The organism is Microbulbifer sp. YPW16, from assembly GCF_021290385.1.
Taxonomy (GTDB): Bacteria; Pseudomonadota; Gammaproteobacteria; order Pseudomonadales; family Cellvibrionaceae; genus Microbulbifer; species Microbulbifer zhoushanensis.
This window is the reverse complement of the sequence record NZ_CP089928.1, coordinates 154,428-175,809: the sequence shown is the minus strand read 5'-3', so window position 1 is coordinate 175,809 and position 21,382 is coordinate 154,428. Positions and strand designations below refer to the sequence as shown.

The following is a 21,382-nucleotide window of genomic DNA, read 5'->3' as shown; positions in this document are numbered from 1 at the left end:
AGCAAGGATGACCATAGCCATACTAGCGGCCGCCCAGTCAGGCGCCGGTCGCGGACCTACCCGTGGCAATTATGGTGCAACTGATTACCATGCAAGCAGCAATGCCCGGGGCCGGCCCCGGAAGCAACCGACAGCGAAGGTAGACGAGACAAATAATGAGCAAACAGCAACCACTCGCCCATTGGGACGATATCCTGCTCCTGGACCGCCAGCTCACCGACGAGGAGCGCATGGTGCGCGACACGGCGCGCGAATACTGCCAGACGCGGCTGATGCCGCGGGTGCTCGAGGCCAACCGCCACGAGGAGTTTGACCGCCAGATCATGAACGAGATGGGCGAGCTGGGCCTGCTGGGCTCCACCATCGAGGGCTATGGTTGCGCGGGACTCAACTACGTTTCCTACGGCCTGGTGGCGCGTGAGGTGGAACGCGTGGATTCCGGCTACCGCTCCGCCATGAGCGTGCAGTCGAGCCTGGTGATGTACCCCATCTCCGCCTACGGCAGCGAGGCGCAGAAAGAGAAGTACCTGCCGAAGCTGGCCACCGGTGAGTGGGTCGGCTGTTTCGGCCTCACCGAGCCCGACGCCGGCTCCGACCCGGGTGGCATGAAGACCCGCGCCCGCAAGGTCGACGGCGGCTACCGTCTGAGCGGTTCCAAGATGTGGATTACCAACAGCCCCATCGCCGATGTATTCGTGGTCTGGGCCAAGGATGACGACGATGTAATCCGCGGCTTTGTGCTGGACAAGGGCATGGAGGGCCTGAGCGCCCCCAAGATCGAGGGCAAGTTCTCCCTGCGCGCCTCCATCACCGGTGAAATCGTGATGGACAATGTGTTCGTGCCGGAAGAGAACAAATTCCCCGATATCGGCGGGCTGCGCGGCCCGTTCGGCTGCCTCAACCGGGCCCGCTACGGCATTTCCTGGGGCGCCATCGGTGCGGCGGAATTCTGCTGGCACGCGGCGCGCCAGTACGGCCTGGACCGCAAGCAGTTCAACCGCCCGCTGGCCCAGACCCAGCTGTTCCAGAAGAAGCTGGCCGACATGCAGACCGAAATCACCCTGGGCCTGCAGGCTTCCCTGCGGGTGGGTCGCCTTATGGATGAAGGCAAGGATTTCGACCCCACCATGATCTCGCTGGTCAAACGCAACAACTGCGGCAAGGCGCTGGATATTGCCCGCGTCTCCCGTGACATGCACGGTGGTAACGGTATCTCGGACGAGTTTCATGTGATCCGCCACGTCATGAACCTCGAGGCGGTCAACACCTACGAGGGTACCCACGATGTGCATGCCCTGATCCTGGGCCGGGCACAGACCGGGCTGCAAGCCTTCTTCTGATGCCTGTATGATGCGCCTGTAGCCGCCCCCGGGCGGCCTGCAGGCGCACTCTCAACACGGGCACCTCCCAATGGAACAACTGCTGTACTGGTTCGATCTTATCGGCATTGTGGTCTTTGCCTTTACCGGTGTCCTCGCCGCCGGCCACAAGCAGATGGACCTGTTCGGCGCAGTGGTGCTCGCCTGTGTCACCGCTACCGGCGGTGGCACCACCCGCGACATGATCCTCAATATCCCGGTCTTCTGGCTGCAGGAGAGCCACTACCTGTGGCTGGCGGCGGGTACGGGAGTGGTCAGCTTTTACCTGATCCGCTACCTGCAGGTGCCGATGCGGCTGCTGAAAATTGCCGACGCCATGGGCCTGGCAGTGTTTGTGGTGATCGGCACCCAGAAGGGCCTGGACCTTGGCCATAGCCCCGCCATCGCCATTGTCATGGGCGTCATGACCGGCACCTTTGGCGGACTGATCCGGGACATCCTGGCAGGTGACATCCCCCTGCTGTTGCGCCGTGAAATCTATGCCACCGCTGCGCTCTCCGGTGCCGCAACACTGGTGTTACTCGACGCCAGCGGTAAACTTCCCGGTGAGGCGGTGGTGGCCATCGCCGTACTGGTTACCCTGGGTATCCGCCTGGCCGCCCTGCGCTGGAACCTGAGCGCGCCTATTGCGCGGTTCGGCAACCATTGAAAGCAACCGGCCGAAATCCCCGGTCCGTAGATTACAGGTGACTACGCTTGACTGAACTCCGTATTGCCAGGGCAGCCCTGGCGCTGCTGATGTGCGCTACGCTCTGGGCCTGCGAACGCGACCCGCGCACGGCCGCCGTGGGCGAAGAGCCCACTCGACTGGTCCCCAAGCCCTGCTGGTTCGAGACCGATGGCGACTGGCCCCTGGCACAGTGCTTCATGATGGAAGTACCGGAGGACTACGCTGAGCCGGCCGGTCGACGGATCCAGTTCCCGGTGGTGCGGTTTGTCGCTTTCGAGCCGGATCCCGACAAGCTTCCACTACTCCACCTCGGCGCGGGGGGCCCCGGTGCGGCACTGGGGCTGGAACCTGAAAACGCCTCCGAGTGGTTGTGGATCAACTATGCCGAGATGACGGTCGACGATGGCCGCGACCTGATCGTGATGGACCCCCGCGGCACGGGCATGGCCCGGCCCCGGCTGACCTGTGACGAGTTTATCCGGGATGCGGAGACCGCTTTCCAGCGCCACCTGTCGCGGGATGAGGAGGCCCGGGTCTTCACCTTCAGCATGGAGCGCTGCTACAGCCGGCTCAGCGAGCAGGCTGACCTGGCCCAGTACCACAGCGCCAATGTGGCCCGCGATGTGGATGCCCTGCGCCAACAGCTGGATCTCGACAAGCTCAACCTGTACGGGGTCTCCTACGCCTCCCGCTACGCCCTTACCGTGGCCCGGGACTTCCCCCAGTCGGTGCGTGCGCTGGTGCTGAACAGCGCCGTATTCCCGGAAATCAAGTACACCCAGCAGTTGCCTGCAGACACCCTGGAAGCGTACCAGCGGGGCCTGGATTTCTGCCGCGAGGACAAGCAGTGCAACAGCCGCTATCCGGACCTGCAACGCCGCCTGGAAAGCCTGGTGCAGACCCTGGACGAGAATCCACGCAAGATTGATATCCGGCATCTCTACTCCGAGGAGGAATACCCGTTCGTACTGACCGGCCAGCGGCTGCTGCGGGTCCTGTTCCAGGCCCTGTACGATGAGAGCTTCTACCCGGAACTGCCGCGAGTGATCGAGGGGCTGGAAAACGGCAACAATGCCCCGGTAAAAGAGGCGATCGGCAAATTCATGAACATCCTGCTGGACCCCTATTTCGGGGATGCCGCCGGGGTGAGCCATTTCTGCCACGAGGAGGCGCCGTTCGTTAATTTCGACCGGGCACGGGCAGAAGCGGCAGAATCGGGCATCCTCGGTGGCGCTGTGCGCGCCGATGTCGACCTCCTGCAGGTACAGTGCCGGATCTGGGCCATTCCCTCGGCACCACTGGACGAGTCCAGGCCGATCCGCACACCGTTACCGGCCCTGGTACTGCACGGCGCCCTGGACCCGGTGCTGGATGCCGCGGATGCGGACGAGGCCCGGCAGGAACTGCCCAATCACCAGTGGCTGCTGTTCCCGAAACTCGCCCATGATGTGATCTCCGCCAGTAACTGCGCCGAGAGCGCCGCCGCCCGCTTCCTCGACAACCCAGGCAACGACGCCACAGAGGGGGTTGCCCAGTGCCGCCAGGAGGAACTCGCAGCGGAAAAGGCTCCCGTGCAACCCGAGGAGCACCCGGGCGACAACGGGGAGAATCCGCTCGCAGAGCCGCCGGAACAGGCAACCGGCCAGGCTACCGACGGGACCTCTCCGGCGGATCCCGGCAGCCGTAGCGACGCGGTGTCGCAGGAAACACCTGCTGCGCAGTAATTGTCCCGGGGCGGCGCACCAGAGGTGTCGCCGCTATCTTTCCGCCCCTACCTTCCCCCGTTCTTTCCCTTCGCCCCCACGGGGAAACGATATCGAAGTTGTCGGCCCCTGCCACGCCCATGCGCCCCAGCCTTCTAGACTAAACGGGGTTTCCTGTCAGGACTCTCTGCCCGGTTACCGTTACCAGTCGCCTCGACGAGCATTGGAGAATTTCATATGGCGCGTGTTTCAAGTGGCAACCTTGGCACCTTCCTCCGGACAATCCACAGGCAGGGACCGGCTCCCTGTGTAGCCCTCTGTCTCGCGACACTGCTCGCCAGTGGAGCCACAGGGCAGGACAATAGTGTTCCCGAAGATGCCCTCTTCCACGATTCCCATTTCCACCTGACCAACTACGTTCAGGAAGGCACCGATATTGACGATTACCTGGACATAATGGGTGACACTGTCGGGCGCTCTACGCTGTTCGGGATTCCGCTGCAGCAAACCTGGTCTTACGAGAATACCGGCGAGACAGCACCAACCTATTACCTCGAGTCGGACTCACCCCTGTATTACTACTCCTTCACCGACGCCCACATTGCCGAGGCCTATAACAGCCTCTCGGACGAGCAGAAGGCCCGGCTCGACCCCATGATCACCGGCTTCAACCCGGCAGACATGTACGCTGCCGACCACATCCGCCGCGTGCTGGAAACCTACCCGGGCGTATTTTCCGGGATCGGGGAATTCACCATCCACAAGGAGTTTGTATCGTCCAAGGTCGCGGGCGATACCGCCAGCCTCACGGACCCCGCGCTCGACAAAATTTTCGACTTTGCCGGGGAGACCGGCCTGGTGGTCATCCTCCACAACGATATCAATACGCCATTTCCCAAGCCGGGCAAGGAACCCTTTGCCCTGAAGCAGTTAAAGGCCCTTTTTGAGCGCCACCCGGAGACAACCATTATCTGGGCCCATATGGGACTGGGGCGTGTGGTGAGGCCAATCAAGGACCAGCTTGCGATCGCGGAAAAGATTGTCACCAATCCCAAGATGAAGCACGTGAATATCGATATTTCCTGGGATGAAGTGGCCAAGTACGCCACGGAGACTCCAGAGGCTGTACAGAAAACAGCAGACCTTCTCAACAAGTATCCCGACCGGTTCCTGTTCGGTTCCGATGTGGTTGCCCCCGACTCCATCGAAGCGCAGAAAGCGGTCTATGAAAAGTACAATCCGGTCTGGGACAAGCTCACACCGGAAGCGAAAGAGAAGATTACCAAGGGCAACTACGAGCGTATTTTCAATGAAGGCCGGCGCAAGGTGCGCGCCTGGGAAGAGAAAAACGTAAAGCAGTGAAACGCCCTGTTACCTGCGTACGCACCTGCAACTGCTGACTGTCCCGCTTCCGGGGCAGCTTCCACCCGACAGGGGCCGGGAATGGCCCCGGTCCACACCCGGCAATGATCACGGAAGATTCATGAGAGCTTTACAACCTGACGCTGCCTTCCCCCGGCAAGGACTGCGACTGCGGCCGGCAATATTCCTGGCACTTGCATGGTTAACAGCACCGGTCTCTGCCGCACAGGACGGCGGTGAGCTGTTCGGCAAGCCACACCTCAACCTCTACACCACTATCCAGCTGGATATGGGATACGAAAAGAACCAGACAGCAGACGACTGGTTTGATGTCATGCGGCCTACCAAATTGCCAGCGTTCGAGGATGAATTCCCACCGGATGGAAATTTCTATGCCAGCGTGCGGCAGACACGCATGGGCTTCAAGGGAAACTGGCAAACCCGTTGTGGCGAGGTAAAGACCTGGTTTGAATACGAACTTTTTGGTTCCGGCAGCAATGTCGGGGAGACCACCTTCCGTTTTCGCCATGGCTGGGCGGAATTCTGCCAGGTGGGCGCAGGCCAGACCTGGACCCTGTTCATGGACTCCTCGATATTCCCCAATGTGGTAGAGAAGTGGGGCCCCAACGGCATTCCTTTCTTCCGCAATGTCCAGCTTCGCTGGACTCCCTGGAGGGACGGTGATTCGCATTTTGCAGTGGCGCTGGAACGCCCCGGGGCAACCCGGGACGAGAGCGACTACGACGAATTTATCCAGCTAGAGGGCGTTGTGGGGCATTTCCGCCTTCCGGACGTTACCGCCCAGTACCGACAATCGACCCACTGGGGCCACTTCCAGATGGCCGCCCTCGCCCGCCGGATCGAATGGCAGAATTCACCGAATAGTGAGTTTGACCTGGACGGCGATGTGACCGGCTGGGGCATCAACTTCTCCGGCAGTATCAAGATGGATTATACCGAGCTAAACCTGAGTGCAACTTACGGGGAAGGCATACAGAGCTATATGAATGATGCGCCCGCGGACATCGGCGTGGTGGAAAACTTCAACAACCCGGTAACCCCTCTCACCGGTGAGCCACTGCCGATGCTGGGACTCATGGCATACCTGGACATTGACTGGAACGACAACTGGACGACTAGCGTCGGCTGGTCGGGTCTCGACATCAACAATACCGATGGCCAGCTGGAGCGGGCCTATGAACAGGGTGAGTATGCGTCCATCAACCTGCTGTACCACCCGGTGAAGAGTGTAATCCTGGGCCCGGAACTGATCTGGGCCGACCGCGAGGCCCGGGACGATTTTCGCTCGGAGGACTGGCGCCTGCAGTTTTCCTTCAAGTACAAATTCAATATGGACCTCGTTGGAGACTGACTTGCCCCCGCGAGCACCAGCCAGGACCCGGCGCAGCCCGGCTGCCTCGCGGGATGCCCCCCGCATCACCCAGCTGGCTCCATTCCGCGGCAACTGGAGCCGCTTGGCTCAGCGCCGTCTTTACCCCGCCAACTGTCATCCGCTAGAGGCTGGACACGGCCACCGTTTGTCCGTAATTTCTACCTCATAACAATACAAAGACGTTACGGAAGATGAATACCCAGGCCGTTATCGAAGTTGCCGAACTGTCGGATCTCCTCAAGGATCCCGAACTCGTTATCCTTGACTGCCGTTACGACCTCGCCCAACCGGATGCCGGCCAGGGCTGGTTTGCGCAGTCCCATATCCCGCGGGCCCAGTATGCGAGCCTGCACGGGGACCTCTCCGGGCCGCACGAGCGCTATGGTGGCCGTCACCCCCTGCCCTCGGTAGAGCAATTTGCCGAGGTTGCCCGCCGGCTCGGGATCAGTGCCGATTCCCGTGTGGTGGTCTACGACGACCAGCGCCTGGCTTTTGCCGCGCGCGCCTGGTGGCTGTTGCGCTTTTTCGGGCTGGGGCGGGTATCTGTGCTGAATGGCGGTTTCTCGGCCTGGCGCGATGCCGGCCTGCCGGTGGAAAGCGGCGAGGCGCAACCGGTGCCCCATGGCACCTTTGCCCCCAGCCCGGATCCCGCCGCGGTCGCCGACCACTGGGAGATCTACTCGGGCCTGGCCAACCCCGCCTGGCAACTGGTGGATGCCCGGGACCCGGCGCGCTTCGACGGCACTGACGAGCCCATGGACCCGGTGGCGGGCCATATCCCCTCCGCCATCAACAAACCCTGGCAGGAAAACACCGGGGAGGACGGCAGACTGAAATCGCCACGGGCGCTCAGGGAGCATTGGCAGGACGTCCGTTCCGATGAGCCACTGATCTGCTACTGCGGCTCCGGCGTCACCGCCTGCGTCAACCTGCTGTCCCTGCATCTCATCGGTCGGGACGATGCACGCCTGTACCCGGGCAGCTGGAGCGACTGGTGCGCCCACATACTGCATCCCACTTCCCATGAGGCCGGCTGACGCCGGGTAGCGGCCCGCCCAGCCCCAAAACAGAAGCGGCCGGCACCCTGCTGGTCGCATCGGGGCCGGCCGCGTCGGCCACTCATCAGGCTATGGAAAAACCTTAGCGAATCAGGCAGGCGCCGGTACCCGCCAGGCCGCAGTAACCCTCGGGGTTCTTCGCCAGGTATTGCTGGTGCTCCTCCTCTGCGTAATAGAATTCCGGCGCCATGGCGATTTCCGTGGTGATTTCGTCATACCCCTTGTCTTGCAGGGCCGCCTGGAACTTCTCTTTCGACTTCTTCGCCTGTTCCAGCTGGGTTTCGTCGAAACAGAAAATACAGGAGCGGTACTGGGTACCCAGGTCATTGCCCTGGCGCATACCCTGGGTGGGGTCATGCTCTTCCCAGAAGCGCTTCAGCAGGTGCGCGTAGCTCACCTTGTCCGGGTCAAACACTACCAGTACCACCTCGGCATGGCCGGTGCGGCCGCTGCAGACTTCCTTGTAATTCGGGTTCTCGGTACAGCCGTCCGCATATCCGGCAGCTGTGACGTACACTCCGTCGATTTCCCAGAACAGGCGCTCGGCCCCCCAGAAACACCCCATGCCAAAAATGGCCTGTTGCATTCCCTCGGGAAATGGTCCCTTCATGGGTTTGTCGTTGACGAAATGAATCCCGGTGATGTCCATGGGCTCTTTGCGGCCCGGCAGTATCTGGTCCGCGCAGGGCATCTTGAACTTGTCGTATTGCATCGTCTCTCCACCTCTCCGGGCCGGCTGGCCCTGGTAAATCTTAACTCCCGGCTTCACCGGCAACCATGATGCAGCCGCTGGCCTTCATCGGCCTGCTGACCTGCCATTCCCGGTAATCCGCCCCCAGCTTGTCCTGTGCGCGCTCCGCCAGTCGCCGGAACGGTGAGCGGCCGGGATCCACCAGGACCACCCTCTCCACGCCGGCCCGCAATGCCCGGCGCGTCAGGTTGAAGAGTGGCGCCTCCAGCTTGTCCCAGAAACAGATGTCCGTCCCGATGATCGCGTCAAAGGCGGCAAGGTCCTTTTCAGTGACTTTCTCGTAACGGCAGCGCCAGGTTTTGACATCGACCCCATTCAACTCTGCATGATAGTCGACAAAGGGGAATACGCTGGGATCCGCATCCAGACCAGTCACATCAGCAGAAAACTGCTTTGCACAGAAGATTCCACCCAGCCCCCAGCCACATCCCAGGTCCAGCACACGTGCGCCCTTCCTGAGGGGATGGCGCTTGAGGTAGTCCATGGTGAGGCAGGAACTCTTCCAGAACTTGTTGCCGTGCAGGGTGGGGTCACCGGCTTCACGCCGCAGGCGGCGCATATCCGGATGGGCGTTCTTGCGTACGGTCAGCCCGAACAGGCGACGGGTATCGTTTTGCGTGCCAGTCACGTTTTTTTCAGCTCCCGGGTTCAGTTCGCTCAACCAAAACAAGGCAGTAGCCGTCAGTTGGGCGCCAGTTTAACTATTTAGGACTGTGGTTTCAGCTTACTGGGCTATTTTTCAATGACCAATCGCAGTGCAATGCACTGTGAATCACCACATGGATATCGTGGACTTAGGATGTACAAGCATATAGCAACCGGTATCGCCGGTGTCACCCTGCTCGGCGCAAGCCTGGCGAACGCAGTCCCGGTTTACGAATCGGATGAGGTCACGCTGTTTATTTCCGGGTATTTCAGCGCAAACCAGATCAATACCGATGGCAACACCTTTCTGGATGATGGCTTCAACCGCATTCGCCTGGGCCTCAATACCTCTGCCTACAAGGACTGGAATGTCGGTTTCAATGCAGAGTGGGGGGTCAATGCGATCTCGGCGGGGCAACCGCTGATCATCGCCGGTGACCAACAGGCGGGCCTGGGCGATCGCGGTCGGTCGCTGTTTATCCGCCAGGGCCATGTATTCGCCAAGCACGAACACTGGGGTGACTTCGTCGCCGGCAAGCAATGGGCCGTCTATTACGATGTCGCTGGCTATACCGACTGGTATGAGATTTCCGGTGGCCTTGCCAGCGGTGCCTTCTCGCTGGGCAGCGATGGCGGCATCCTCGGCACCGGTCGCGCCGACAGCGCCATCACCTGGCACAAGAGCTGGGCCGGCCTGGGCGGCGAAATGAAGATTGGCCTGCAATACCAGGCCCACACCGCCCCGATTGATGTCAGAGTAGAGAACGTGGTCGGCGAAGACCTGCTGCTGGAGTGCCCGGAGGGAGACTGTGAATTCGGGCTGGGACACTCGATTTCACTCCAGTATACGGCCGATGTCGGCGACGGCCTCACACTCGGCGCGGCCTATAACCGCGTGAAGATTGACCTGGAAACCACGCGCGGGCGCGTGTTCGATATTACCGACCCCCTCAATCCGATCCTGATAAGGACCGACTTCAGTATCGGTGCCAGCAGTAACTCCTGGGCCCTGATCGCCGGATTTCAATACGGCAAAGGGCCCTACCAGGAAGGCCTCTACGCCGGGGTTGTGGCCCAGCGCTCGCAGAACAATGAGCTGGCCCCGGAGGGCTCCACCGAGGGCATTACCAACTTCTTCGATGCCGAAGGCAGTGAGTCCATCTTTACCTACACCTGGGGCCTCAAGGACTGCTACTCGTTCTATTTCGGCCACAATATCCTGCGCTCCGATGATCCCGGTTTCGAGGAGGCGCTGATCGACGAGGACCTGTTCGAGCTTAAAAAGTATTTCATCGGCTTCCAGTATCGCTGGAGCGACCGTGTCAAGCTGTATACGGAAAACACCATCGATGACAGTAACTCGCTGGGTGCGGCGTTCGCCGGTGATGTGATTGCGGTCGGCATGCGCGTCGACATCTGATAACCTCACGGCCCCGGGTTATTTAACAAGGAACACCCAGTGGCCAGAATCATCCTGCTGATTGCGCTCGGCATCTTTGCCTGGATTGCTTGGCAGAAATTTACCGCCAGCCCCCCGCGCCAACGCCGCAAATTGTTACTGCAGTGGACGCTGCTGGCCGTGGCAATGGTGGCGGTATTACTGGCTGTCACGGGCCGCCTGCACTGGGTCGGTGCCGCCGTGGCGCTGGTACTGCCGGTACTGGGCCGCATCCTGGGCTGGCTGGGCCGGCACCTGCCCTGGCTGGCTCCACTGATTGCCCGCCACGCGCAGGCGCGGCAACAGGAGTCAGGACAGGATACACAGGGGCAATCCACGCAGGGCACGGGCGAGAGCCCACTTACCGTGGCAGAGGCACGCCGGATTCTCGATGTACCCGAGGGTGCGACCCGGGAAGAAATACTCGCCGCCCATCGCCGCCTGATCCAGAGGATGCACCCGGACCGGGGCGGCAACGACTACCTGGCTTCCCGCATCAATGCCGCCAAGGAATTACTCCTGAAGCAGCTCTAGCCAATTAATGACCTGGCCAGCTTTCCAACAGGCCGCCCCCGCTGCAAGCCCTACCAGCCCGCCCTGAAAATCACCCTACCCCGCATCAGAGGGGCCTCCGGCACAGCAGGTGCACATAACGCGCCAGCTGCCGGTAGGGATCCCGCCGTGAAAACTCCAGCTCCTTTCCCACTACTGCACTGGCAGGCAGCTTGTCGCGGATCGAGGGCGTCATAAAATCGTTGAAACAGCGAATACCGCTGTGTGCCGTTACCGTCAGTCCTGCCTGCAGCACCCAGTCCTGCACCCATTCCGGGCACAGCGGGTTATCCGGGGTCAGGCTGCCAGGGTGGCCGCCCCAGTAGCCACTGTCGATATTGCGATCCAGCTGGCGGAAACTGCCCCGCTGCAGCAGGCGAAACTCCAGCGCGCGCCGGTTGTAGAACGTCAGGGACAAATGCCCCCCCGGGCGCAGCATCTGCACGAGCTGCTGTACGGCCTCATGTGGCTTCTCCAGCCACTCCAGCACTGCATGACACAGTACCAGGTCGTTGCCCTGGTGCTTTTCCTCCCGCCCCAGCGCCTGCAGGGGCCCCTGCACGAACGCAACCCGCTCCTGCAGGTGGCGCTCGGCCGCCAGCTCCCGCGCCTGCGCCAGCATCCTGGCGGAGATATCGGCGATAGTGACCTGGTGACCCGCCTCCGCCAGGTCGAGCGCGAACTGTCCCTGGCCGCCACCGGCATCCAGCACCCGCAGCCTGGCGCCGGTGTCCAGCACCGGCTGCAAGTCCCGGTTCAGTACCGCCAGCCGGATATCGCCCTTGAGCCCGCCGTAGATACGCTTGCGGAAACGCTCTGCCAGGTCATCGAAGTTCCTGTCCGCCATTGCGCTTCAGTCACCCCGGCCCGTTTCGGCGGGCAAGAAGCGCCGCCGGTTCTCTGTGATCTTGCCGGCAACGGCCGCTTCCAGGTCGACCCCCATCACCGACGACAGCTTGAGCAGGTACATCTGGATATCCGCCAGCTCCGATGCCATGGCCGCCCTTGCTTCGCTTTCCGGCTCCGCCAGCAGCTGCTCGATATCGCCATCGGTGCGCCACTGCAGGTGGCGGCCGAGCTCGGCCACCTCCACCGCAAGCGCCATGGCCAGGTTCTTGGGGGAATGCAGTGACTGCCAGTCGCGCGCCCGCGCAATGGCATCGAATTCCCGCAGGATTTGCCCGGTATCCATAGTCACTCCCCCTCTCTAGCTTTCCCCGGCACGCTCGAGGACCTTGCCCTCGGCCGCCAGGATTGCCCGCAGGGTGCGCGAGCGGAATTCCCGCAGGAACAATACCAGCGCCACCACCAGGTAGCCGGCAACAAACAGCAACGGGTGAACAAACCAGCCCATTACCGCCATCGCGAAATAGTATGAGCGCAGTCCGTAGTTGTAGCTGTGACCCGCCTGGTCGATCACCTTGGCGGTGCTGATGGCGAAGCGGCGCCGCTCCTCGTCGGACGTATCATCCGCGTCGGGCAGCGGGGCCGCACCGATCAGGACGTTGGCGAAGGAATACTGCCGCAGCGACCAGGTGAAGTTGAAGAAGGCGAAGATAAAAATCAGGATCAGCAGCAGGATCTTGAGTTCGAACTGCTGCACCGTGGTCTCTTCGGCAAACGGCAGGGTACTCAGGACCTTGATCGCCGCCTGATTGGCACTCAGCGCGGTCACCAGGCCCGCCAGGATCAGGATGCTGGTAGAGGCGAAGAAGCCGATCACCCGCTCCAGGTTACCGATGATCGCCGCATCCGGCATACGCATGTCGCGATCGAGCATCCGCAGCATCCACTCCACCCGGTACCACTGCATGGATGAAGCGAGGCACCACGACACCTTCGCTTTCTTGCGGGCGAACAGCGTATACCCGCCCCAGGTAACAAGAAATCCAGCCACGCTGGCAATGTCCAACCAGGTCAACGTCTGTCTCCGTATTCGTCTACATTTATCCTGCCGGAATCCCGGCTATAGTGCCGGGACGCCAGAGCCTGGAACAGCTGTCCGCAGTCTTTGGCCTGCTGGCACCCTTGTCAACACTGTTTTTCCCGGACGGCGAGGCGGTAGAATAACGGCCAAATCCTGCCGGGCCCGCCCGGAGCAGCCGGCATCACCGGCCCGCAAGCTAACTCATGGAGCTGTCTTTTGAGTAATTCACATCCCGCTTTCGAACAGGTCACCAGCGCTGAGATTGAGTCCCTCGGCGTCAGGGTGGAGGAATACCGCCACAAGGTGACAGGCGCGCAGCACCTGCATATCGCTGCGGACAACCCGGAGAACGTCTTCCTGGTGGCCCTCCGCACCGTGCCCCAGGATTCTACCGGGGTGGCCCACATCCTCGAGCATACGGCGCTCTGTGGCAGTGACAAGTACCCGGTACGCGACCCGTTTTTCATGATGATACGGCGTTCCCTCAACACCTTTATGAACGCCTTTACCAGTTCCGACTGGACTGCCTACCCGTTCGCCAGCCAGAACCGCAAGGACTTCAACAACCTGCTCGATGTCTACCTGGACGCAGTTTTCTTCGCCAAGCTGGACCCGCTGGATTTCGCCCAGGAGGGGCACCGGCTGGAATTCAGTGAGGCGGGTAACGCCGACAGCGAGCTGGTGTACAAGGGCGTGGTGTACAACGAGATGAAAGGTGCCATGAGCTCTGTCACCTCCCAGCTATGGCAGTCGCTCAGTCGCTACCTGTTCCCCACCACCACCTACCACTGGAATTCCGGCGGGGAGCCCGCAGACATTCCCAAGCTCACCTATGAACAACTGCAGTCGTTTTACCGCACCCATTACCACCCCAGTAATGCCACCTTTATGACATTCGGGGACATCCCCGCCGCCGAGCACCAGGCAGCCTTTGAGGAAAAGGCCCTGGGCAGGTTTGAGAAACTGGACAAGGTCATCGAGGTCGGCCGCGAAGACCGCTACCTGGCGCCGGTGTCGGTCGAGGAGTTCTACCCCCTCAGCGAAACCGAGAGCGAAGAAGGCGACAGCGGGAACGTAGGCAGCAAGACCCATATCGTGCTGGCCTGGCTGCTGGGCGATGTCACCGATCTCGAGTCCGTGCTGACCGCCCACCTGCTGGCAGGCGTCCTGCTGGACAACAGTGCCTCGCCACTGATGAAGCTGCTGGAAACCACCGACCTGGGTACCTCGCCCTCCCCGCTCCTGGGCCTCGACGATACCCAGCGGGAGATGGCATTTGTCTGCGGCATTGAGGGCAGCGAGCGCGACCGTGCCGATGAACTGGAGCAGCAGGTCATGGATGTGCTGCGGGACGTGGCCGAAAACGGTATCCCCTACGAGCAACTTGCCGCCAGCCTGCACCAGCTGGAGCTGCAGCAACGGGAGATCGGCGGCGATGGTTTCCCCTACGGCCTGCAATTGATCATGACCGCCCTCACCGGCGCCACCCACCGCGGCGATGCCATTGGCCTGCTCAATATTGATGCCACCCTGGAAAAGCTGCGCGAACAGATCAAGGACCCCCGCTTCATCGCCGATGTGGCCCGCGAACTGCTGGTGGACAACCAGCACCGGGTCCGCCTGGTGCTGCGCCCCGACACTGAGCTGGCCGGGCGCCGCGACCAGGCCGAGAAAGCGCGCCTGGCGGAGATCCGGGCAGCCCTGAGCGAGGGCGAGAAACAGCAGATTATCCAGACCGCCAGCGCCCTGCAGGAGCGACAGGAGCGCGAGGACGACGCCTCAATCCTGCCGCGGGTCGGGGTGGAGGACATCCCACCGGAGATGCCCCGGGTCGAGGGCGAGGAAGTGGAAGTCGGGCGGCAGAAACTGACCCGCTATAGCGCCGGCACCAACGGCCTGGTTTACCAGCAGGTGGTCTGCGCCCTGCCGGAATTCACCGAAGAGGAAAAGCAGCTCCTGCCCTACTACTGCCAGGTGCTGAGTGAAGTCGGCCTGGGCGAGAAGGACTACCTGGAAGTCCAGCAGTGGCAGGCCCGCGTCTGCGGTGCGCTGCACAGCTTTACCAGCAGCCGCACCGCCATCGACGACCTGCAGCAACTGCGCGGGCATTTCGTCCTGTCCGGCAAGGCACTGGCGCCAAACCAGGAAGCGCTCACGGAACTTATGGACGCCACCCTGGAGCAGGTGCGGTTCGACGAACTGCCGCGTATCCGCGAGCTGATGTTGCAGACGCTGGCGCGTCGGGAACAGGGCGTGGTGGGCAACGGCCATGCACTGGCAATGGCCGCCGCCAGTGCCGGTTTCAACCGTGCCGCCTTTGAGAGCCACGCTACCGGGGGACTACTGGGCCTGCGCCACCTTAAGGGCCTGGTGCGCAGCTTCGATGACAGTGGACTGGACGTCCTCCAGGAGAAACTGCAGGCGATCCATCGCAAGATCCTGTCAGCAGAGCGACAGTTCCTGCTGGTGGGGGAAGAGGAAAAACTGCCGGAGTTTACCCGCGCCATGGCCAGCCTGGGCAACGAAGCCAGCGGTGCCGGCGCGACCGAGAACGGCTCATTCAACCCCCACCAGGTGGGGGAGCTGTGGCTGGCTAATAGCCAGGTCAACTTCTGCTCCAAAGCCTATGCGACCGTCCCCATGAGCCACCCCGACTCTGCCCCGCTGGCAGTGCTGGGCGGCTTCCTGCGCAATGGCTTCCTGCACCGCACCATCCGCGAACAGGGTGGTGCGTACGGCGGCGGTGCCGGCCATGACAACAACCTGGGGGTCTTCCGATTCTTCTCTTATCGCGACCCGCGCATGGCGGAGACCCTGCAGGATTTCGATGCCTCCCTGGAGTGGCTCGCCAATGGGCAGCACCAGGATTCGCAGGTGGAAGAGGCCATCCTCGGGGTGGTCGGCGGGCTGGATAAGCCCGGTTCTCCTTCCGGCGAGGCCAAGAAGGCATTCCACTCCGCGCTCTACGGCCGTACCCACGAGGTAAGGGAAGAGTTCCGCCGCCGTGTTACCGAGGTAAAACTCGGCGACCTGCAACGCGTGGCAGCCACTTACCTGAGCCCGGAAAAGGCCGGTACTGCGGTAGTCACGGGCAACCAGGGTCGCGAGGCGGGACTGGCTCTCGGGCTGGAGGAAGAAAAGCTCTAAGCGGAAATGGGCACACTGGCCGCCGGGTGCAGTGCACCGACGGCCACCAGCCTATTCCACGCAATCGCTTTGCAGAAATTCATGAGCAAGAAAGACAGCATTTACGCCAATCCCCTGGGCGACGTGGCGGGCTTCCGCTTCGACCAGTCCGTGGTGGATGTTTTCCCGGACATGATCCAGCGTTCAGTGCCGGGCTATACCACCATCGTCGCCATGATCGGCACCCTGGCCGAGCGCTATGCCCAGTCGGGTAGCCGTTGCTATGACCTCGGCAGCTCCCTTTGCGCTGCCACGCTGGCCATGCGCCACCGCATCCCGGCAGCGGACTGCGAGATCGTAGCGATCGATAATTCACCCGCGATGGTTGAGAGGGCCCGCACTGTCCTGGCGGCAGACAGCGGCCAACTCCCGGTCCAGCTAATCTGTGATGACCTGCAAAATGTAGCCATCGAAAACGCTTCCGTGGTGGTTCTCAACTTCACCCTGCAATTCATTCCCGTTGCCGAGCGGGAAAGTATCCTGCGGAGAATATTCGAGGGGCTGAGACCGGGCGGAGTCCTGATCCTGTCGGAAAAAGTCGCCTTCGAGGATCGCGACCACCAGGAGCTGATGATCGACCTGCACCACTCGTTCAAGCGCGCCAATGGCTACAGCGAACTCGAAGTGGCACAGAAGCGCTCCGCCCTGGAGAACGTCCTCATCCCGGAGACCCTGGCAGCACATCGGGACCGCCTCAAGGGAGTCGGGTTCGGCAGTGTCGACGTATGGTTCCAGTGCTTTAATTTTGCCTCGATGATCGCCATCAAGGCACCGCACTGAGGTCGGGAACAAGCAATGATCGACTACACCCAGCTCTATCAAGGCCTCCAGCATACCCCTGCCCTGCGCGGCTGGCTGGCCACGCTGCCCCAGCAGGTAGCTGCCGGCCTGAGCGAGCATCGCTGGGGCGACCTGCCCGACTGGCGCGCGGCATTGAGCAACCTGCCCGCAATCACCTGCGACTCCACCGAGTTTGTCGATGGCGTAGTGATCGGCCAGGCCGGTGACGCCACACCGGGACAACTGGAAAGCCTGGAGCGCGAGCTGCGCCGCCTGCACCCCTGGCGCAAGGGCCCCTGGGAAATATTTGGCCTGCATATCGATACTGAGTGGCGCTCGGACTGGAAGTGGGAGCGTGTCCTGCCGCACCTGGAGTCGATGGAGAATCGTCTGGTACTGGACGTCGGCTGCGGCAATGGCTACCACTGCTGGCGCCAGTATGGCGCGGGTGCGCGCCGCGTGATCGGCATTGACCCTTCGGCCAAGTTCGTCGCCCAGTTTTATGCGCTTAAAAAGTACATGGGAGACGAACTGCCGGTGGATGTCCTGCCCATCGGCATCGAGTCAGTCCCGCCGCAATTGCGCGCCTTTGATACCACTTTCTCCATGGGGGTGCTGTACCACCGCCGCTCACCCATGGCCCACCTGCGCGAATTGCGCGAAACCCTGCGGCCCGGTGGCCAGCTGGTGCTGGAAACCCTGGTGATCGACGGGGAGCTGGGCCAGTGCCTGGTGCCCGAGGGGCGCTATGCCAAAATGCGCAATGTCTGGTTCCTGCCCAGCTGTGCGACCCTGGAAAGCTGGCTGCGCAAAAGTGGATTTACCAATCCGCGCACGGTGGATGTTGCCCCCACCAGCCTGGGTGAGCAGCGCCGGACCGACTGGATGCATTTTGAGTCCCTGGCCGACTTCCTCGACCCGGAATTCCCGGACCGCACCATCGAGGGTCACCCCGCGCCCAAAAGGGCCATCCTGGTCGCAAATACACCGTAGCTTGTGCCACAAAGACGCAATTTAGGCACTTAAACTCGGTCAAAGACTGTAGTGGAAGGATATTCTGTGGAATGCCGCCGTGTGCCTTGAATGTCTGCCACGTTGCGGCAAAGTGACCACACCATAATTTTCGGACCAGTCAGTCCAGGAGCGCCAGCGTCAATGAGTATCAGCGTTTTCGAACTGTTCAAGATCGGTATCGGCCCCTCCAGTTCGCATACCGTGGGGCCCATGGTCGCCGCACGGCAGTTTGTATCGGATCTCGGGCAGCGCGGTGAACTCAGGCAGACCGACCGCGTCCAGGTGCACCTCTACGGCTCCCTGGCCCTGACCGGCATCGGCCACGGCACCGATATGGCGGTACTGATGGGGCTACTGGGGGAATCCCCCGACACCATCGACGTCGACAGCATCGACAGCAAGCTGGCGCGCATCGAGCGCGGTGAGCAACTGTGCCTGCATGGGGACCACGACATTCGCTTCGTTCGCGAACATGACCTGGTTTTCCATGAGGACGAATTCCTGCCACAGCATGCCAACGGCATGACCTGCCAGGCCTATGCCGACGGCGAGCTGCTGTTCGAGCGCAGTTATTTCTCCATCGGCGGCGGCTTCGTACTCTCCGAAGAGGACTTTGCCCACAAGGACCAGATCGCCACCCTGCTCCCCTATGATTTCAGCAATGCCGCCGAGCTGATGACAATCTGCGAAAAACACGGCTGGACCATTGCCGAACTGGCAATGGAAAACGAAAAGGCCTTCCGCCCGGAGCAGGCGGTGAAAGATGGCCTGTGGGAAATCTGGCAGGTGATGGACGCCTCTATCCAGCGCGGCTGTCACCAGTATGGCCTGCTACCGGGTGGGCTGAAGGTCCGTCGCCGGGCCGCGGAAATGTACCAGGAATTGAGCAAGCAGAGCCGTGAGGAGCGTGAGGATGGCCTGGCTATCCTGGACTGGGTCAGCCTCTATGCGCTGGCGGTAAACGAGGAAAATGCAGCCCGGGGCCGTATCGTGACCTCTCCCACCAATGGTGCAGCCGGGGTAATCCCCGCAGCCATCGCCTACTACGTAAATTTTGTGCACAAGCCGGAAAAACACGGTGACCTGAAAGACCAGGTGGTGAAATTCCTGCTCACTGCCGGCGCCATCGGCATGCTGTTCAAAAAGAATGCATCGATCTCCGCAGCGGAAGTTGGCTGCCAGGGCGAAATCGGGGTGGCCTGCTCCATGGCTTCCGCCGGACTCGCGGCGGTCCAGGGCGGCAGCAACCAGCAGATCGAAAACGCGGCCGAAATCGGCATGGAACACAACCTGGGCCTTACCTGTGACCCCATCGGCGGACTGGTGCAGGTTCCCTGTATCGAGCGCAACACCATGGGGGCAGTCAAGGCCATCAATGCCGCCCGGCTGTCGCTGCGCGGTGATGGCGCCCACATCGTACCCCTGGACAGCGTGATCGAAACAATGCGCCAGACCGGTATCGACATGCAGAGCAAATACAAGGAAACATCCCAGGGCGGCCTGGCTGTGAATGCCGTCAACTGCTGAAGATCGAGCCCGCCATCCCCGTGCCCGCGCGTCAGCCGGGCACTCCGTGCCTGGTATAAAGGTCAAAACGCCCGGACTTCCCTTCCAGCGACAATGACGGCTTTCGCCCTGCCAGCCAGGGCGCCAGACGCGGACGCTTGACCACGGTGCGGTAGTAGCAGGCGGCGAGGGCCGGCTCGAGCAACGCATCCGCATCCAGGTCCTCGCCAACCAGCTGGTGGAAAGCGGCCATTTCCTTTTTCACTTTCGCACTCTTGCCGCGTGCCGGGAACATCGGGTCCAGGTATACCACCGGGATCGACTCGGCCGGCTGCGCCTGCAGCCAGCTCACCGAATCCTCGATAGCATCGGACAGCTGTAGGCGGGCCGCAACTCCCGCAAGTTCAGGATCCAGCTCGGCCGCCGCGCGCAGGCGCGACAGGCCATCGGCGAGCAGCGCCCGGACAACAGGATTACGCTCCAGCAGCACTACCTCACTACCCAGTGATGCCAGTACAAACGCATCGCGCCCCAGGCCACCGGTAGCGTCCACCACCCGCGGCCTGAACCCCGCACGGATGCCCACGGCCTTGGCGATCTGCTGGCCCTTGCCCCCGCCGTATTTACGTCGATGGGCCGCGGCACCGCTGACAAAGTCCACCGTTACGGGACCGGGCGCCTTGCGACCGGTAGCGCACAGCTGCAACATCTCGCCACGCCGCAAAACATAGGGGTATTGTGAAATTTGGGTGGGGTCGATTTCCTGCAGCAGTTCGAGGCCAAGCTGCACCGCCAGTTCACGTGCAGCCGGCAGCCACTCTGGTGCTGCGGCGATCACTGCCAGGGTATGGGTCACGCGGGTTCCGATCCAGTTACTGCAGAAACGCGGATACTAACCGGGCTCGGCCAGCCATTCCAGTGCGCGCCGCCGTTCTTCGCCGGGAAACGGACGCACATCCGCACTGACAAAATGGTCCACCAGCCGCGGCATATACCCGAGCAGGGGCTGATCGGAAACCACCGCAATCTTGTGCACATTGCGGTGATGATCGCGTACAAACGTGAAGTGCGAAACAAGCCCGGAGAAGTCCTCCCAGCCCGGGAAGCTGGCGGCATTGATGAGGACCCCGGCGAGGCTGCCATGCTCCTCGATTACCGGATCAACCTGCTGTGCCAACGCCTCAAAGTCTTCCCTCTGCAGCGGTGCCCTGGGCACAACCTCCAGCACGGAGTGATTGCGATGCCAGTGATGCTCGATCATAGCCAACACATAAAATCGGCGCCGCGGGAAAGCTGCGCCGATTGCCGGTAACCGGGGATACTGTTACTGATTCTGAGGTTCATCAGTGCTCTTGGTTTCCTTATCCTCGTCGCCGCTAATCCTGTCCATTGTGTCCTCGGCCGCTTTCTTGGTGGCCTCGCCGGCATCTTCAATCGCCTCGCCGGCCTTTTCAGCCGCACCCTCAATCACTTCACCGGTTTCCTCGGCCGCCTCCTTGGTGGCTTTCATTGCCTCCTCCGCCTCTCTCTCGAGGGCACTCTCCTCGCCCGGCGGCACGGTATCGGGCTCATCACTTTCCCGCGGAGTATCAGTATCGGGGGTGCCGGTATCGGGCGCGGTGTCCGGTGATTCCATGGTACCCATGCCGTCCGGCGGAGTCTGGGACTCATCGGGGGTCGTGGTGTCCGGCGTACCCTGGTCCATGGTCTCGCTGTCAGGCGTCTCGAGCGAATCGTAAGCATCGCCGGCCGTATCATCGCCGCCCCGCGACATGAAGTACCCGATAATCAGCAGCAGAATAATCAGCGGAAGCAGTAACTTTTTCATAAACCCACCTTTGAGCCCTGGCTGTAACACGAATTCAAGACATCGCCGCGGAAAGCCCGGGGCCCGCTCCGGGACGGCCGCAATCAAGGTCGGTTCCCGAAGGGCCGGGAAAATGTTTTCCCGCTGCCTGTCCATGACGCCGGGCGAGGTATCGCCTGTTGACTCAACTTGGAAGATGTTGGCGCCAATA

General features: G+C 61.8%; 20 protein-coding genes. 12 read left to right on the top strand and 8 right to left on the bottom strand.

Translation table 11 applies throughout. From position 1 onward, the window contains the following. The first annotated feature begins 155 nt into the window (after nucleotides 1-155). The 6 genes from LVE68_RS00790 (at nucleotide 156) to LVE68_RS00765 (ending at nucleotide 7,544) form a co-directional block, all read left to right on the top strand. Nucleotides 156-1,340 (top strand): acyl-CoA dehydrogenase, encoded by a 1,185-nt coding sequence (locus LVE68_RS00790; protein ID WP_232942241.1) that lies wholly within the window; start codon nucleotides 156-158, stop codon nucleotides 1,338-1,340. A gap of 70 nt (nucleotides 1,341-1,410) precedes the next feature. After that, nucleotides 1,411-2,028: a trimeric intracellular cation channel family protein gene (locus LVE68_RS00785; protein WP_232942239.1), complete on the top strand. Its 618-nt coding sequence runs from the start codon at nucleotides 1,411-1,413 to the stop codon at nucleotides 2,026-2,028. 47 nt (nucleotides 2,029-2,075) lie between these two features. Beyond that, entirely contained in the window at nucleotides 2,076-3,773 is a 1,698-nt protein-coding gene (locus tag LVE68_RS00780; protein ID WP_232942237.1) for an alpha/beta fold hydrolase, read from the top strand. 216 nt (nucleotides 3,774-3,989) lie between these two features. Continuing rightward, complete coding sequence (locus LVE68_RS00775; RefSeq protein WP_232942235.1) at nucleotides 3,990-5,114, top strand: amidohydrolase family protein; 1,125 nt, start codon at nucleotides 3,990-3,992, stop codon at nucleotides 5,112-5,114. Nucleotides 5,115-5,235: 121 nt separating this feature from the next. Beyond that, nucleotides 5,236-6,486, top strand: a complete 1,251-nt coding sequence (locus LVE68_RS00770) for a DcaP family trimeric outer membrane transporter (protein ID WP_232942233.1) — start codon at nucleotides 5,236-5,238, stop codon at nucleotides 6,484-6,486. Nucleotides 6,487-6,698: 212 nt separating this feature from the next. Further along, entirely contained in the window at nucleotides 6,699-7,544 is an 846-nt protein-coding gene (locus tag LVE68_RS00765) for a sulfurtransferase (protein ID WP_232942231.1), read from the top strand. Nucleotides 7,545-7,647: 103 nt separating this feature from the next. Here the strand turns inward: LVE68_RS00765 and msrA are convergent, their stop codons facing one another. Further along, nucleotides 7,648-8,277, bottom strand: coding sequence for a peptide-methionine (S)-S-oxide reductase MsrA (msrA, locus tag LVE68_RS00760; RefSeq protein ID WP_232942229.1), 630 nt, complete (start codon nucleotides 8,275-8,277; stop codon nucleotides 7,648-7,650). Between the two features lie 40 nt (nucleotides 8,278-8,317). After that, nucleotides 8,318-8,944, bottom strand: coding sequence for a class I SAM-dependent methyltransferase (locus tag LVE68_RS00755; protein ID WP_232942227.1), 627 nt, complete (start codon nucleotides 8,942-8,944; stop codon nucleotides 8,318-8,320). Nucleotides 8,945-9,115: 171 nt separating this feature from the next. On the opposite strand from LVE68_RS00755, the gene LVE68_RS00750 reads away from it, so the two are divergent. Beyond that, nucleotides 9,116-10,381 (top strand): porin, encoded by a 1,266-nt coding sequence (locus tag LVE68_RS00750; protein WP_232942225.1) that lies wholly within the window; start codon nucleotides 9,116-9,118, stop codon nucleotides 10,379-10,381. Between the two features lie 39 nt (nucleotides 10,382-10,420). Next, complete coding sequence (locus tag LVE68_RS00745) at nucleotides 10,421-10,933, top strand: molecular chaperone DnaJ (protein ID WP_232942223.1); 513 nt, start codon at nucleotides 10,421-10,423, stop codon at nucleotides 10,931-10,933. A gap of 85 nt (nucleotides 10,934-11,018) precedes the next feature. On the opposite strand, the gene LVE68_RS00740 is transcribed toward LVE68_RS00745, so the two are convergent. The 3 genes from LVE68_RS00740 to LVE68_RS00730 are packed head-to-tail and all read right to left on the bottom strand — an operon-like array spanning nucleotide 11,019 to nucleotide 12,872. After that, nucleotides 11,019-11,798 (bottom strand): methyltransferase domain-containing protein, encoded by a 780-nt coding sequence (locus LVE68_RS00740; RefSeq protein ID WP_232942221.1) that lies wholly within the window; start codon nucleotides 11,796-11,798, stop codon nucleotides 11,019-11,021. Nucleotides 11,799-11,804: 6 nt separating this feature from the next. Beyond that, nucleotides 11,805-12,143: a nucleotide pyrophosphohydrolase gene (locus tag LVE68_RS00735; protein WP_232942219.1), complete on the bottom strand. Its 339-nt coding sequence runs from the start codon at nucleotides 12,141-12,143 to the stop codon at nucleotides 11,805-11,807. 15 nt (nucleotides 12,144-12,158) lie between these two features. Further along, on the bottom strand, nucleotides 12,159-12,872 hold the full coding sequence (locus tag LVE68_RS00730) for a DUF599 domain-containing protein (RefSeq protein ID WP_232942217.1): 714 nt from the start codon (nucleotides 12,870-12,872) through the stop codon (nucleotides 12,159-12,161). 222 nt (nucleotides 12,873-13,094) lie between these two features. Between LVE68_RS00730 and LVE68_RS00725 the strand changes: the two genes are divergently transcribed. The 4 genes from LVE68_RS00725 (at nucleotide 13,095) to LVE68_RS00710 (ending at nucleotide 19,385) form a co-directional block, all read left to right on the top strand. Then, a complete protein-coding gene (locus LVE68_RS00725; RefSeq protein ID WP_232942215.1) occupies nucleotides 13,095-16,025 on the top strand; it encodes an insulinase family protein in 2,931 nt (976 codons plus the stop codon). Nucleotides 16,026-16,106: 81 nt separating this feature from the next. Then, complete coding sequence (gene cmoA / locus LVE68_RS00720) at nucleotides 16,107-16,844, top strand: carboxy-S-adenosyl-L-methionine synthase CmoA (protein ID WP_232942213.1); 738 nt, start codon at nucleotides 16,107-16,109, stop codon at nucleotides 16,842-16,844. A gap of 15 nt (nucleotides 16,845-16,859) precedes the next feature. Further along, entirely contained in the window at nucleotides 16,860-17,837 is a 978-nt protein-coding gene (gene cmoB / locus LVE68_RS00715) for a tRNA 5-methoxyuridine(34)/uridine 5-oxyacetic acid(34) synthase CmoB (RefSeq protein ID WP_232942211.1), read from the top strand. 162 nt (nucleotides 17,838-17,999) lie between these two features. Continuing rightward, nucleotides 18,000-19,385 (top strand): L-serine ammonia-lyase, encoded by a 1,386-nt coding sequence (locus LVE68_RS00710; protein WP_232942209.1) that lies wholly within the window; start codon nucleotides 18,000-18,002, stop codon nucleotides 19,383-19,385. A gap of 31 nt (nucleotides 19,386-19,416) precedes the next feature. Here LVE68_RS00710 and LVE68_RS00705 read toward each other — a convergent pair whose 3' ends face one another. From LVE68_RS00705 to LVE68_RS00695, 3 genes are all read right to left on the bottom strand, one after another. After that, nucleotides 19,417-20,220 carry a class I SAM-dependent methyltransferase gene (locus tag LVE68_RS00705; protein ID WP_232942207.1) on the bottom strand — a complete coding sequence of 268 codons (804 nt, stop codon included), beginning with the start codon at nucleotides 20,218-20,220 and terminating at the stop codon, nucleotides 19,417-19,419. Between the two features lie 36 nt (nucleotides 20,221-20,256). After that, nucleotides 20,257-20,625: an STAS/SEC14 domain-containing protein gene (locus LVE68_RS00700; protein ID WP_232942205.1), complete on the bottom strand. Its 369-nt coding sequence runs from the start codon at nucleotides 20,623-20,625 to the stop codon at nucleotides 20,257-20,259. 63 nt (nucleotides 20,626-20,688) lie between these two features. Next, on the bottom strand, nucleotides 20,689-21,192 hold the full coding sequence (locus LVE68_RS00695) for a hypothetical protein (protein ID WP_232942203.1): 504 nt from the start codon (nucleotides 21,190-21,192) through the stop codon (nucleotides 20,689-20,691). Nucleotides 21,193-21,382: the final 190 nt, after the last annotated feature.

What these genes read in the sequence shown, in the direction of transcription:
- cmoA (WP_232942213.1), top strand. Translation starts at nt 16,107, where the DNA reads ATGAGCAAGAAAGACAGCATTTACGCCAATCCCCTGGGCGACGTGGCG.
- LVE68_RS00775 (WP_232942235.1), top strand. Translation starts at nt 3,990, where the DNA reads ATGGCGCGTGTTTCAAGTGGCAACCTTGGCACCTTCCTCCGGACAATC.
- LVE68_RS00740 (WP_232942221.1), bottom strand. Translation starts at nt 11,798, where the DNA reads ATGGCGGACAGGAACTTCGATGACCTGGCAGAGCGTTTCCGCAAGCGT.
- msrA (WP_232942229.1), bottom strand. Translation starts at nt 8,277, where the DNA reads ATGCAATACGACAAGTTCAAGATGCCCTGCGCGGACCAGATACTGCCG.
- LVE68_RS00785 (WP_232942239.1), top strand. Translation starts at nt 1,411, where the DNA reads ATGGAACAACTGCTGTACTGGTTCGATCTTATCGGCATTGTGGTCTTT.
- LVE68_RS00765 (WP_232942231.1), top strand. Translation starts at nt 6,699, where the DNA reads ATGAATACCCAGGCCGTTATCGAAGTTGCCGAACTGTCGGATCTCCTC.
- LVE68_RS00700 (WP_232942205.1), bottom strand. Translation starts at nt 20,625, where the DNA reads ATGATCGAGCATCACTGGCATCGCAATCACTCCGTGCTGGAGGTTGTG.
- cmoB (WP_232942211.1), top strand. Translation starts at nt 16,860, where the DNA reads ATGATCGACTACACCCAGCTCTATCAAGGCCTCCAGCATACCCCTGCC.
- LVE68_RS00750 (WP_232942225.1), top strand. Translation starts at nt 9,116, where the DNA reads ATGTACAAGCATATAGCAACCGGTATCGCCGGTGTCACCCTGCTCGGC.
- LVE68_RS00735 (WP_232942219.1), bottom strand. Translation starts at nt 12,143, where the DNA reads ATGGATACCGGGCAAATCCTGCGGGAATTCGATGCCATTGCGCGGGCG.
- LVE68_RS00695 (WP_232942203.1), bottom strand. Translation starts at nt 21,192, where the DNA reads ATGAAAAAGTTACTGCTTCCGCTGATTATTCTGCTGCTGATTATCGGG.
- LVE68_RS00710 (WP_232942209.1), top strand. Translation starts at nt 18,000, where the DNA reads ATGAGTATCAGCGTTTTCGAACTGTTCAAGATCGGTATCGGCCCCTCC.
- LVE68_RS00770 (WP_232942233.1), top strand. Translation starts at nt 5,236, where the DNA reads ATGAGAGCTTTACAACCTGACGCTGCCTTCCCCCGGCAAGGACTGCGA.
- LVE68_RS00790 (WP_232942241.1), top strand. Translation starts at nt 156, where the DNA reads ATGAGCAAACAGCAACCACTCGCCCATTGGGACGATATCCTGCTCCTG.